At 57.7% G+C, this 12,316-nt stretch carries 11 protein-coding genes and 1 tRNA gene; 8 read left to right on the top strand and 4 right to left on the bottom strand.

Going from position 1 to position 12,316, the window contains the following annotated elements; all coding sequences use genetic code 11:
- The first annotated feature begins 124 nt into the window (after positions 1-124).
- Together AGR13A_RS18715 and AGR13A_RS18710 are read left to right on the top strand one after the other, a co-directional pair.
- A tRNA-Ser gene (locus tag AGR13A_RS18715) sits at positions 125-214 on the top strand.
- A gap of 290 nt (positions 215-504) precedes the next feature.
- Positions 505-867, top strand: a complete 363-nt coding sequence (locus AGR13A_RS18710) for a hypothetical protein (protein ID WP_080838534.1) — start codon at positions 505-507, stop codon at positions 865-867.
- A 93-nt stretch (positions 868-960) separates the two neighbouring features.
- Here AGR13A_RS18710 and AGR13A_RS18705 read toward each other — a convergent pair whose 3' ends face one another.
- Positions 961-1,641, bottom strand: coding sequence for a DUF2161 domain-containing phosphodiesterase (locus AGR13A_RS18705; protein ID WP_080838531.1), 681 nt, complete (start codon positions 1,639-1,641; stop codon positions 961-963).
- Positions 1,642-1,880: 239 nt separating this feature from the next.
- Positions 1,881-2,573, bottom strand: coding sequence for a GntR family transcriptional regulator (locus AGR13A_RS18700; RefSeq protein ID WP_035226882.1), 693 nt, complete (start codon positions 2,571-2,573; stop codon positions 1,881-1,883).
- Positions 2,574-2,733: 160 nt separating this feature from the next.
- On the opposite strand from AGR13A_RS18700, the gene AGR13A_RS18695 reads away from it, so the two are divergent.
- From AGR13A_RS18695 to AGR13A_RS18670, 6 genes are all read left to right on the top strand, one after another.
- Positions 2,734-4,671: an ABC transporter substrate-binding protein gene (locus AGR13A_RS18695; RefSeq protein ID WP_080838529.1), complete on the top strand. Its 1,938-nt coding sequence runs from the start codon at positions 2,734-2,736 to the stop codon at positions 4,669-4,671.
- Between the two features lie 69 nt (positions 4,672-4,740).
- Positions 4,741-5,727: an ABC transporter permease gene (locus tag AGR13A_RS18690; protein ID WP_080838527.1), complete on the top strand. Its 987-nt coding sequence runs from the start codon at positions 4,741-4,743 to the stop codon at positions 5,725-5,727.
- Positions 5,724-6,872, top strand: a complete 1,149-nt coding sequence (locus tag AGR13A_RS18685; RefSeq protein WP_080838524.1) for an ABC transporter permease — start codon at positions 5,724-5,726, stop codon at positions 6,870-6,872. The genes AGR13A_RS18690 and AGR13A_RS18685 overlap by 4 nt, the downstream gene beginning before the upstream one ends.
- Positions 6,872-8,566 (top strand): ABC transporter ATP-binding protein, encoded by a 1,695-nt coding sequence (locus AGR13A_RS18680; RefSeq protein WP_080838521.1) that lies wholly within the window; start codon positions 6,872-6,874, stop codon positions 8,564-8,566. Before AGR13A_RS18685 ends, AGR13A_RS18680 begins: the two co-directional genes overlap by 1 nt.
- A gap of 3 nt (positions 8,567-8,569) precedes the next feature.
- On the top strand, positions 8,570-9,778 hold the full coding sequence (gene manD, locus AGR13A_RS18675; protein WP_080838518.1) for a D-mannonate dehydratase ManD: 1,209 nt from the start codon (positions 8,570-8,572) through the stop codon (positions 9,776-9,778).
- Positions 9,779-9,803: 25 nt separating this feature from the next.
- Positions 9,804-10,958: a mandelate racemase/muconate lactonizing enzyme family protein gene (locus AGR13A_RS18670; RefSeq protein ID WP_080838515.1), complete on the top strand. Its 1,155-nt coding sequence runs from the start codon at positions 9,804-9,806 to the stop codon at positions 10,956-10,958.
- 123 nt (positions 10,959-11,081) lie between these two features.
- Here the strand turns inward: AGR13A_RS18670 and AGR13A_RS18665 are convergent, their stop codons facing one another.
- Both AGR13A_RS18665 and AGR13A_RS24720 read right to left on the bottom strand, forming a co-directional pair.
- Complete coding sequence (locus AGR13A_RS18665; RefSeq protein ID WP_080838510.1) at positions 11,082-11,924, bottom strand: NADPH-dependent oxidoreductase; 843 nt, start codon at positions 11,922-11,924, stop codon at positions 11,082-11,084.
- A gap of 133 nt (positions 11,925-12,057) precedes the next feature.
- A complete protein-coding gene (locus AGR13A_RS24720) occupies positions 12,058-12,294 on the bottom strand; it encodes a hypothetical protein (protein ID WP_139786096.1) in 237 nt (78 codons plus the stop codon).
- Between the last annotated feature and the right edge of the window lie 22 nt (positions 12,295-12,316).

The raw sequence follows: 12,316 nt of genomic DNA, 5'->3' as shown, positions 1-12,316 counted from the left end.
GAAGCCGTTGCATTTCCCGAGCCTCACCCATGACGAATAATTTGTGACACAAACACGAAATTCCCCTTGTCAGTCACGCCATTGATGTTTAAGAGGAGCGCGCAACGCAAGCGTTCGCGCATGCGGAGAGGTGGCAGAGTGGTCGAATGCACCGCACTCGAAATGCGGCATACCTGCAAGGGTATCGTGGGTTCGAATCCCACCCTCTCCGCCATAGTCAAACGCTGAGGCGTGATATTCCCCCCGAAATTGGTTTATTTCATTCGATGCCGTGCTGAAGCATGCAATATGCTGGCCCCACGGGAAGCGTTTTTTTGCGTTATGCTGGCTGATGAGAATATGCCTCGAACATATGTTGTCGACTGAGAAAATGGGGCGACGATAAGGAGGGGTGGAGATTGCTGAGAACGTATGTTCATATCCGCCATTGCCTCTCGCGGCGGAGGCGCTATCATGATTGTGTTGTAGGACGTTAAGCTTTGGGAGGAGCGATACGTGAGACGGATGTGGCCAGACGAATTTGCCTTTCTGCTGGACGGTGCGGAAGAGGTTGACCTGCATATTCCATCGGCGGCACAGGATGATAGTTCGCCCGGAGAGGCGGTATCCAGGAAGGCTTTGAAAAGCCGTATCAGCCAGCAGGATTTTGAGAAGATCTGGCATCTGGCAGAGGCCCGTTACCGGTTGAATGGCCGGTTTTCGGGCAAGGCGATTACGCTGATCACCAACAATCCTCATTATCAGAAATGGCATCCCTCCGACGGTGGCAGCGTTGAGAGCGTCTCCGATAGCGGTCAAAAATACACGACGAATTATGTAATCGTGCATTTTCTCTTGGATGATGTTCGCGAGCCTGTCGAAGTGTGAAGCCCGCAGGGCTGGTTCCTGGCAGTGAGTGGTCGAGTGGCCTGGAAAGCGATGTTTTGTGAGGCAACGTCGCGTTCCGGTGCGAAACGGAAGTCAGGCGGGCGCCATCGCTGTTGCCGGCGTTTCTTGCTGCGGCCATTGCTGGAGTGCTTGCCGACCTGCCTCGGTCAAGCCATACACTCCTCTGTCGAGCCTCTCAAACCAGCCATAGACGTTAGCCAGCAGAATCTTCCCAGCATCCGGGACGCTTGATCTGATTTCACGCACACGCATCGGTCCAGATGCGAGAGCCAAAGCGCAGCCGAGCGCCTGCTGGCGATAGGCGGTCATTATAGGCGCGCGTGTGCTTCCACCGACGGCCGGATCGCCGCGTCGCCTTTGGTGTTCACGCATAAGCCTCGAACGCCGTTTCGGATTGGTTCGTGGCATCGGTGTTACGGAGTTGACGATAATGCTGACGTCTCCGGCATCGGAAATGCCGAGCATACCGACGCCGAGCCTGCGGCAGAGATCGCGGTAGCGTTTGTCAGCCTCGCGGCCCTTGCCCCTGGCTGAAACTCTGGCCGCGATCCAGACCTCGTCCGCTATAGTGGCGCGATCGACGGCCTGCAAAATGAGTTCCAGATTGAAGCTGAGCTTTAGCTCGCAGACGATAACCACGGACGGATCCGTATCGCTCAAGCCAACGAGGTCACAGCCGCCAACTTCGCCTTTGACAGTGTAACCCGCCTTCTCAAGGAAGCCTTTGACGGGCAGATAAAGCGAAGTTTCCATGTGCCTGCAGGTTTGAGTGAATATTCGGCCCCTTGAATACATCTATCTGCCTGCGCAGGACAACCATTATAGCCGCAGACGCGGTAATAAGTTGGTGGCGGTGGCGGTGTCGAGACGCACGCCTTTCGCGCACGGTGCTGACCGTCGATGCAGACGGCCTTCGCAAAACGGATAGGTCGCAAGGCGGCTTTTTTGGAGCTTGTCCATCGTGCCAGTATCAGCGCGGGGAGCTATATCGCTTACCTTTTGCTAAGGCGCATGCGTTCGATGATGTGCCTGCCGGAGCCTTCCACATGGCGTGCTATTGCATCAGCAGCACCTTCCGCATCCTGCGCTTTGACGCAGGCTATAAGTTCCCGATGTTCGGCCAGCACGTTGGCCTGCCGGCTGAGGGAGGTCGGAAATCCTCTGCTGATTGCCCAAAGGATGTGGCGATGACGCACCCAGAGTTCCACGGCATGACGATTGTAGTGCCGATTGTACATCAGCTGATGGAACTGCAGGTCGAGGTTGGAGTGAGCCATCTCGTCGCCGAAGTTCATCTTTTCGATCTCTCCCTGCAGACGCTCCAGTTCGGCGATGTCGCTGTGCGTGGCAATGCTTACGAACCAGCGTGTGAGCGCAGGCTCGATCAGCACTTCGATTTCGCAGATGTCACGCACGAAATCTTCGTCGATCGGTCTCACGCGTGCGCCCCGGTTGGGGCTCATCACGACGAAGCCCTCACCTCGAAGCTGTTGCAGCGCCTCGCGGATCGGGTTGGTTGATGTCCCAAGCCGGGTTGCGAGTTCGGCAACCTTCAGCCTCTCATTGGCTTTGACGCGACCAGAAATGATGTCGTCACGCAAGCGCTCGTAGATCGAGGCGCCAGCTTCATCACTCGGTTTCGCGTTTTCCGTGTCGGTTGTTTCAAGCTTTAAAATTGTGCTCATGAGGTTGCTTTTAATCCATTTTCTGTCCCGTCGCCAATAGCAAAACGCAAAGAGCGTACATCGCTGTTGACAAATAATGTACGATCTGTGAGTTATCGTGTGATTTGTGCCCGGGGAGGGTGCGTTTCGGGAGAGCCGATATCCGGCGGGAGGAGAATTTATGAGCTATCAGCGTGTGCTGAATCGACTTGGTGTGTCTGCTGCAATCGTCACGGTCGCACTTTCGGCTGGGTTGTTTCCGACGTGGGCGGCAGATTACAAACAGGCGCCGGCGCTTGAGGAGCAGGTGAAGGCGGGGGCATTGCCTGCCGTGGCTGAGCGGCTGCCGGAAAATCCGTTTGTCGAGACGATGGTGGACGGTGTCGGCAAGTATGGTGGTACATTACGGACGACCATTCTGGCGAACGGCGATCAGTACAATCTGACGCGAACGATTGCCAACGAACTGCTCGTCAGGTGGGATCCAAAATGGAGCAAGGTGGAGCCGTCGCTGGCCGAAAAATTCACCGTTTCCGATGACGCCACAACTTACACTTTCACGCTTCGCAAGGGCCTGAAGTGGAGCGACGGTCAGCCTTTCACCGTCGACGACATCATGTTCTGGTACGAGGATGTATTCATGAACCCGGCGCTTTCGCCGGCCAAGAATCCTACCTTCACGGTCGCTGGCAAACCCGTCAAGGTTCGTAAAGTCGATGAGCAGACGGTAGAGTTCAAGTTTGACTCGCCTTACGGCCTGTTCCTGCAGCAATTGGCCTATGGTCAGGGGCATCTGCCCGTCATCTATCCGAAGCACTATCTCAGCCAGTTCCATGAGAAATACAACAAGGACGGCATTCCGGCTCTGCTGAAGGCCAATCCGGCGGCAGGGGACTGGGTCGCACTGTTCAACTCCAAGGTCTCGCTGACCTTTCAGCCGGCATATTGGCAAAACCTCGAATTGCCGACGCTCAATCCCTGGATCCTGACCATTCCCTATGCGGATGGCGAACGGGTCGCAGCAAAGCGCAATCCCTATTACTGGAAGGTCGACAGCGAAGGTAACCAGCTACCCTATATCGACAATGTCACCTGGGCAAAGCTGGACGATCCGCAGTTGATGGCGTTGAAGATGACATCCGGTGAGTTCGACTTTGCTTTCCGCCACATCAACAATGCGACTTTCAAGTCGGTGCTGTTTGATGGCCAGGAGAGCGGCAACTTCCGCTTCGTCGACGTCAAGGACCTGCCGGCCAACGATGCGGTCATCCTGCTTAACCTCAACTCCACCGATCCCGTGAAGAGGAAGGTTTTCCAGAACAAGGATTTCCGCATCGCGCTCAGCCATGCGATCAACCGGCAGGAGATCATCGATCTGGTTTATGTCGGGCAGGGCGCGCCAGCCCAGGTGGCGGTGCAGCCCGAGAACGAACTGTTCAACGAGAAGGAAGCGACGCAGTATACGGAATATGATCCGGCTGCGGCCAATGCCGCGCTCGATGAGATCATGCCGAACAAGGATGGTCAGGGATATCGTCTCGACGAGACGGGCAAACGCTTCACGATCAATTTCATGGTGGCGGATGCCTTCGGCCTCTCTTATCCCGACATCATGCAGATGGTGCAGGAATATGCCAAGAAAGTGGGCATTGACATCCAGATCCGTACCACTGATCGCGCGCGTCTGAATTCGATGTGGAACGCCAATGAGCAGGATGCCTATATCTGGAACTGCGTCGGCGGGCTGAATGAGGTTTATACCGATCCACGTTGCTACATGCCGTTCCAGAAGGCCGACATCTTCTTCGCGGTAAAGTGGGCCGAATGGTATGCCAATCCGCAGACGGGCGAGGAGCCACCGGCCGAGATCAAGGCTCTGATGGCCGCCTATGACAAGGTCAATGCGTCGTCCAGCGATGACGATCGCAAGGCGCGGATGAAGGAGTTCCTGACGCTTTCGGCGGAAAACTTCCTGAATATCGGCATTTCCCGCCCGATGCCCAAATATATGATGGTGTCCAAGGATCTGAAAAATGTCGTGAACGGCATTCCGATCACCGGCAACCTCTGGCACCCGGCACCGACCCTCTCGCAGTGGTACTTCGAAAAAGCCCAATAAACGATCCCAGAGATCCTGGCCGGAGGCATGAAGCTTCCGGCCACACCACACCCGAAATGGTCATTGCTCATGCTTCGCTATATCGCCAAACGGCTGGTGTTCGCTATTCCGACGCTGTTCGCCGTATCGATCATCGCCTTTGCCATCATCCAGTTGCCACCGGGCGACTATCTGACGACGCTTATGGCCGACTGGGCTGCCCAGGGCGGCGCGGTCGAGGCGGGAACGCTTGCCGCCATGCGCGAGCGCTACGGTCTCGATCAGCCGATGTATTTCCAGTACTATAAATGGATGGCAGGTATCGTCCTTCGCGGCGATTTCGGTATTTCGTTCGAGCTTGGCAAGCCGGTCACGGAGTTGATCTGGAGCCGTCTGGGTTTTTCCCTGCTGCTGTCGGTCCTGACCCTCTGCTTTGTCTGGGCAGTGGCAATCCCGATCGGCATCCTCTCGGCGGTGCGGCAATATTCGATCTCGGATTATACGGCGACCTTTCTCGCCTTCTTCTTCCTTGCCGTGCCCGACTTCCTCATGGCGCTCTCCGCCATGTATTTGATGTCCGCATGGTTCGGTCAGAGTGTCGGCGGGCTGTTTTCTCCCGAATATGCCGATGCCGCCTGGAGCCTCGGCAAGCTTTCTGATTTCGCCAAACATGTCTGGCTGCCGGTGATCGTGATTGGCCTTGGCTCGCTTGCAGCTTTGGTACGGATCATGCGCGCCAACCTGCTCGACGAACTCTCCAAGCCTTATGTCACCACCGCACGCGCCAAGGGCATGTCGGAATTCGAGCTTCTGATGCGCTATCCGGTCAGGCTGGCACTCAATCCGCTCATCTCGACGCTCGGCTGGATACTGCCGGCCGTCATTTCGGGCGAGATCATCGTCTCCGTCGTCATGAGCCTGCCGACGACCGGTCCGCTCCTGTTGCGCGCGCTTCTGGCCCAGGACATGTACCTTGCCGGCTCCCTCATCCTCCTGATCTCCGTTCTCACCATTATCGGCACGTTGATCTCCGACCTCCTGCTCGCGCTGACCGACCCGAGGATTAGACTGCAATGACCGACATGACCCAGATTCCCTCCGACACGGATGCCGTTGTCGATCTCCGCGGCAAGGACTTGGCCGTTGCCGGCCAGTGGCGCCTGTTCTGGCTGAAGTTCAAGAAGCACAAGATCGCGCTGGCCAGTCTCGTTGTCATCGCCTTGATGTATCTCGTCGCGCTGTTTGCGGAGTTCATCGCACCGTTCGATCCGAACGCCACCAATGCGCGTTTCACCTATGCGCCGCCGCAGGGCCTTTCACTGATCCACGATGGCGCGTTTATGCCGCATGTCGATCAGCTTAAGATGACGCTCAACACCCAGTCGATGCGGCGCGAGTTTTCTGCGGATCCGGCCAAGCCGATTGCCGTCGGCTTCTTCGTGCCGTCCGATCCCTACACGCTTGCCGGCTTCATTCCCATGAAGACCAAGCTGTTCGGCCTCGTTGATGCGCGCCCGGGTGACAGTCTTTATGTGTTCGGTGCCGATCGCCTGGGCCGCGACATCTTCTCTCGTGTCGTTTATGGCGCGCGCATCTCGCTTTCCATCGGCCTTGTGGGCGTTGCCATGAGCCTTGTGCTTGGTGTCACCATCGGCGGCATCTCCGGCTTCTTCGGCGGCTGGACGGATGTGGCGATCCAGCGTGTCATCGAACTCCTGCGGTCCATACCGACGATCCCTCTGTGGATGGGCCTTGCGGCCGCAATCCCGGTCGGCTGGCCGCCGCTCAGGACCTATTTCGTCATCACGCTGATTGTGTCGCTGCTCGGCTGGACTAGCCTTGCGCGAGAGGTACGAGGCAAATTTCTTTCCCTGCGCAACGAGGATTTCGTCACCGCAGCAAGGCTCGACGGGATGAGTGAACTCGGCATCATATTCCACCATCTCGTGCCGTCCTTCATGAGCCATATCATCGCAACCGTGACGCTCGCCATTCCGACGATGATCCTGGCGGAAACAGCCCTGTCCTTCCTCGGCATCGGGCTTCAGCCGCCCATCATCTCCTGGGGCGTTCTTCTGCAGGAGGCGCAGAACATTCGTGCCGTTGCGCAGGCACCCTGGCTGCTCTTCACGCCGGCCGCGGCCATCGTCATCGCGGTGCTTTCCCTCAACTTCCTTGGAGACGGACTGCGCGATGCGGCCGATCCCTATGAGAACGCCTGATGACCATGACAAATGATACAATACTCAGGGTTGATGACCTGCGCACCTACTTCACGACGCGCACCGGCACCTTCAAGGCGGTCGACGGTGTGTCTTTCGAGTTGAAACGCGGCAAGACGCTCTGCGTAGTTGGTGAAAGTGGCTCCGGCAAGTCGGTTACTGCACGCTCGATCCTGCAGATCGTCGACAAGCCGGGCAAGATCGAAGGCGGCTCCATCGTCCTGACGCGCCAGGACGGATCGACTGTCGATCTTGCGAGGCTCGACCCCCGCGGCAAGGAGATTCGTGAGGTTCGCGGCCGGGAGATCGCGATGATCTTTCAGGAGCCGATGAGTTCGCTGTCTCCCGTCCACCGGATCGGTGATCAGATCGGTGAAGCCTTGCGCATACATTTCGGCACGCCGAAACGCGAGCGCCGTGAGCGTGTTCTGGAACTGCTCAAGCAGGTGGAAATCCCGCGGGCGGAACACGCGATTGATCGCTATACATTTGAATTTTCGGGTGGCATGCGCCAGCGGGTGATGATCGCCATGGCGCTCGCCTGCAATCCGTCGGTTCTGATAGCCGACGAGCCGACGACAGCGCTCGATGTGACCACCCAGGCGGAAATTCTCGATCTCATCAGGAAGCTGCAGCAGAGCCACGGGATGGCCGTGATCTTCATCACCCACGACATGGGCGTGGTGGCAGAGATCGCAGACGAAGTGCTCGTCATGTATCGCGGCCGCGTGATGGAACATGGCAGCGTTGACGAGGTCTTCCACGCACCGAAGGATGATTATACCAAGCGGCTGATTGGCTCGGTCGTGCGACTGGAGAGTAAGGCCGACATCAGGTTGAAGCGTGCTGCAATCCCGGCGGATGCGGCGCCGCTGCTTGAAGTCAGCGACATGTCGCTGACATTTCCATCCGGCCTTAAAGCGGTAAACGGTGTTTCACTCACCGTCCGTCCGGGCGAAACACTCGGCATCGTCGGCGAGTCTGGCTCGGGCAAGACGACGATGGGGCGCTGCCTGCTGCGTATCTATGATCCCGAAGCCGGGAATATCAACTATCGTCGCCCGGACGGAAACGTCATCGACTTGAGGACGGCGAGCAGCTCGCAGCTGAAGGAGGTTCGTCGCGAGGTGCGGATGATCTTCCAGGACCCGGTCGGATCGCTCAGCCCCCGCAAAACGGTCGCGCAGATCATTGCCGAACCGCTGAAGCTTGCCGGCATGAAGGGCAGGGAGCTGGACCAGCGGGTGGCGGAGCTGATGGAACAGGTGGGTCTGGAGCCTGCCTGGCGTGAGCGCTACCCCCATGCCTTTTCCGGCGGCCAACGCCAGCGCATCGGCATCGCACGCGCCATCGCCATCAAGCCAAGGTTGATTGTCGCCGACGAGGCGACCTCGGCGCTCGACGTCTCGCTTCGCTCGCAGATTCTCGATCTGATGATGAAGCTGCAGGACGAGCTTGGCCTTTCCTACGTCTTCATCTCCCACGATATGTCGGTGATCCGTTACATGTGCGACCGCGTTGCCGTGATGTATCGCGGGCAGATCGTTGAGGCCGGCGATACCGATCAGGTCGTCAACAATCCGACGCACGACTACACTCGTGCGCTGCTCTCCGCCATTCCCCATCCAGACCCGCGCGATCGGCGTTTGCACAGCCGTGTGCGCTATGTCGCGAACCATGCATTGAACGGATAAGTCATGAAAATCACAGATGTCAAAGTCATCGTCTGCTCCCCCGGCCGCAACTTCGTCACGGTGAAGATATTTACCGACGAAGGGCTGACCGGTGTTGGTGACGCGACGCTCAACGGGCGGGAAAAGGCGGTTGTCGCCTATCTGGAGGAACATCTCGCACCGCTTCTGATCGGCCGAGATCCGTCCCGCATCGAAGACATATGGCAGTATTTTTATCGCGGTGCCTATTGGCGTCGCGGTCCGGTGACGATGGCTGCGATCGCCGGTATTGACATGGCGCTGTGGGACATCAAGGCCAAGGCCGCCAACATGCCGCTCTATCAGCTTCTCGGTGGCGCGAGCCGTGACAGGGTTCTCTGCTATACCCACGCGCAGGGAACCAACATTGCGGAGGCCGTCGAAGCGGTCGGCAAGCGCATCGATGAGGGTTACAGGGCGGTTCGCGTCCAATGCGGGATACCGGGTCTGCCTGATGTCTATGGCACCGGTGCCAAGACGGTGACAAACAATGCCGTGGACGACGCCGTCCCGCATGAGGAAGTCTGGTCCACCTCAAAATATCTGCGTCATATACCGAAACTGTTCGAGGCGGTGCGCGAGGCGCATGGCTGGGACGTGGAGTTGTTGCACGACAGCCACCACCGCCTGACGCCGATTGAGGCGGCAAGACTTGGCAAGGATCTGGAATTCGCCCGGTTATTCTGGCTGGAAGACACAGTCGCAGCCGAGCATCAGGAGGGTTTTCGTCTGATCCGCCAGCATACGACGACGCCGCTTGCCGTCGGCGAAGTCTTCAACACGATATGGGATGCGCGACTGCTGATCGAGGAACAGCTCATCGACTATATTCGCACCACCTGTGTTCACGCGGGTGGTGTTACCGCCCTGCGACGCATCATGGATTTCGCCAGCATCTACAACGTCCGCACCGCCTGCCATGGCGCAATGGACATGTCGCCGATCTGCCTCGGCGCCAACCTGCATCTTGATCTCTGGGTGCCGAATTTCGGTATCCAGGAATATTCCGGCTATCTGCCTCAGATCCTCGAAGTCTTCCCGGGCGCATGGAGCCTCAGCGACGGTTACCTGCATCCCGGTGAGGCGATCGGCCACGGCGTCGAAATCGACGAAAAGCTTGCCGCCAAATTCCCCTATGAGCGGGCCTATCTACCCGTGAACCGTCTCGAAGACGGCACGCTCTGGCATTGGTAAGCGACGCGAAGGGGAGATAAAGACAATGAAGATCACCACCATCAAGACCTATGCCGTCAAGGTCGGCATTCGCAACCAGCTTCTCGTCAAGATAGAGACGGATGAGGGTATTTTCGGCTGGGGTGAAAGCGGGCTTTCGGGCCGGGAAAAAGCCGTGGTCGGGGCGCTGGAACATTATGCGGAATTCCTCAAGGGGCGGGATCCATTCAAGATCGGCGCGCTCTGGCAGGAAATGTATCGCAGCCAGTATTTCGAGGGCGGGCGCGTGTTGCAGGCGGCGATTTCGGCGATCGATATTGCGCTCCACGATATCAAGGGCAAAGCGCTTGGCGTACCGGTCTATGAATTGCTGGGGGGCAAGCAGCGCGATCGTATTCCCACGTTTGCGACAACCTTTGCTGCACCGGGGCCGGAAATGATCGACCAGGCAAAGATGCTGATCGATCATGGCTGGACAGCCATGCGGCTTTCTCCTTCGGGGCATGAAGAGAAAGAAATCTACGAGCCGCGTGAACATATAGCAGCGACGGCGAAATGGCTGGTGAAGGCGCGTGAGGAGCTGGGAGAGGATATCGTGCTCGGCATCGATTATCACCACCGGTTGACGGTCGCGGAGGCCGCAAGCTTCTGCCAGAAGATGCCATCCGGCACGCTCGATTTTCTGGAGGAGCCTATCCGGGCCGAAAGCCCCGAGGCCTATGAAGCATTGCGGCGGATGACTGACGTGCCCTTCGCCATTGGCGAGGAGTTCTCATCGAAATGGCAGTTTCAGCCCTATATCGAGCGGGATATCCATCAGTTCAACCGCCTCGATGTCTGCAATGTCGGTGGACTGACGGAATCGATGAAGGTGGCCGCATGGAGCGAGACCCACTATGTCGACATGATGCCGCATAATCCGCTTGGACCCGTCTGCACGGCTGCGACCGTGCATTTCTGCGCGGCCGTGCCGAACTTCTCCTGGCTTGAGACCCGCAACAGCCCGGCAGAAACCCATCTCGGCTTCGACAATTCAGATTTCTTTCCCGTCCAGCCGAAGCTCGAAGGTGCATTCTACCCGGTTTCTGATGCCCCTGGCCTTGGTATCGAGGTAAATGAAGACCTGCTGGCCAAACAGAGTTTCGAGTTTTGGGAGGCACCACATCTGAAACGTCGCGATGGTTCGGTGACGAACTGGTAACCTGCCTCCATGGTCGGCCGCCAACCGGCGTCTTCTGCACGCCGGTTCCGAACTCTTTCCAGAGGTATCCTGTCGGCCATTGGGGGATGATGGTGGCAGCACTTGGTTTGCGGCCGTCGGCGTTTATTTGATGCCGAATCCGAGGCGACGCAACGTGTGGCTCAAATCCGCGCGGCCCTTCAGCGCTTCGGCATCCTGCACGCGTTTGGCAATGGGAGCCGTCCAGCCATTTTGCGGCAGCCCCTGCTTTTCCTGAAACACTTTCAAAACCTCATCGTAAGCATTGAGGTCATCCCCTCCCGCTTCCGAATAGGTCTCATGAAAGAGAATGGATGATTGCGGCAGGCGCGGTTTCACATCGGTTTTCGCCGCAGGGTCGGGATAACCGACCGTAAGACCAAAAACCGCCACCGTCTCGGGTGGCAGTTTCAATTCACCGGACACGTCTTCCGGTCTGTTTCGAATGCCACCCACATAGCAGGAGCCAAGTCCGAGTGAATCGATGGCGGCAACGGCGTTCTGTGCAGCCAATGCTGCATCAATGGCGCCGATAAGGAAGCTTTCCAGATAATCCAGCCCTTCGCCCTTGTTGCCATGGTTGGAAGCAACGGTTCGCAACCGCTTCAGGTCTATCAGCCAGATGAGGAAGACAGGCGCATCTTTTATGTGGCCGTTACCGCCCGTGAAGTCCGCAAGCCGCGCCTTGCGATCCTTGTCCTGAACCGCCACGACGCTCCATGCCTGAAGATTTGACGAGGTCGGCGCGGATTGGGCAGCTGCGATCAGAAGTTCAAGGCTACCTTCCGGCAGTGCCTTGGGCAGATAAGCGCGCGCGGTTCGATGGTTTAGCAAGGCATCGATGGTGTCGTTCCAGAAAGGGGGAGAAAAAGCTGCCTGTGCCCCGTAACGGGCCTCGACCCGCTGCTGTGGGATTTCCAGTTTGGTGATCGAGCTGGGCAGGGTCATCGTACGAAACTCCGGAATGTTGGGAGTGGAGGGCAGGGCCGGATGAGGGGCCGGGGAAGGTGGCTAAGCACCTGTGACTTGATATGCTGTGCGAGGTCCTGTGCCGAGCAATGTCTTACTCATTCGCGTTTTTTCAGTGAAACAACATTTCCATGCCAAGTCCCAGACACGTGCGGTCGAGATTTCCTTTTATCTCGCCATGCTGCGAAGAAACGCAACGGCGATCCAAGGCAGTCCTGTAATTCAGCACAAATTCTGGTGCCTCGCCGCGCACGTATGGGAATAAAATTCTGCAAGAAATGTTTTCTTTGCTGGGGGAGAAGAATTTTCTTCTTAGGAACGAGCCGCTTTGCCCCGATGCTTTCGTCATCGAAACGACGTTTTCAAACGGG

The sequence above is a fragment of the Agrobacterium genomosp. 13 str. CFBP 6927 genome (assembly GCA_900012615.1).
GTDB lineage: Bacteria > Pseudomonadota > Alphaproteobacteria > Rhizobiales > Rhizobiaceae > Agrobacterium.
This window is presented reverse-complemented; position numbering and strand designations above follow the sequence as displayed.

Bases quoted from the DNA above. Each gene is read 5' to 3' on its own strand.
- AGR13A_RS18710 (WP_080838534.1), top strand. From the start codon at position 505: ATGTGGCCAGACGAATTTGCCTTTCTGCTGGACGGTGCGGAAGAGGTT.
- AGR13A_RS18705 (WP_080838531.1), bottom strand. From the start codon at position 1,641: ATGGAAACTTCGCTTTATCTGCCCGTCAAAGGCTTCCTTGAGAAGGCG.
- AGR13A_RS18700 (WP_035226882.1), bottom strand. From the start codon at position 2,573: ATGAGCACAATTTTAAAGCTTGAAACAACCGACACGGAAAACGCGAAA.
- AGR13A_RS18695 (WP_080838529.1), top strand. From the start codon at position 2,734: ATGAGCTATCAGCGTGTGCTGAATCGACTTGGTGTGTCTGCTGCAATC.
- AGR13A_RS18690 (WP_080838527.1), top strand. From the start codon at position 4,741: ATGCTTCGCTATATCGCCAAACGGCTGGTGTTCGCTATTCCGACGCTG.
- AGR13A_RS18685 (WP_080838524.1), top strand. From the start codon at position 5,724: ATGACCGACATGACCCAGATTCCCTCCGACACGGATGCCGTTGTCGAT.
- AGR13A_RS18680 (WP_080838521.1), top strand. From the start codon at position 6,872: ATGACCATGACAAATGATACAATACTCAGGGTTGATGACCTGCGCACC.
- manD (WP_080838518.1), top strand. From the start codon at position 8,570: ATGAAAATCACAGATGTCAAAGTCATCGTCTGCTCCCCCGGCCGCAAC.
- AGR13A_RS18670 (WP_080838515.1), top strand. From the start codon at position 9,804: ATGAAGATCACCACCATCAAGACCTATGCCGTCAAGGTCGGCATTCGC.
- AGR13A_RS18665 (WP_080838510.1), bottom strand. From the start codon at position 11,924: ATGACCCTGCCCAGCTCGATCACCAAACTGGAAATCCCACAGCAGCGG.
- AGR13A_RS24720 (WP_139786096.1), bottom strand. From the start codon at position 12,294: ATGACGAAAGCATCGGGGCAAAGCGGCTCGTTCCTAAGAAGAAAATTC.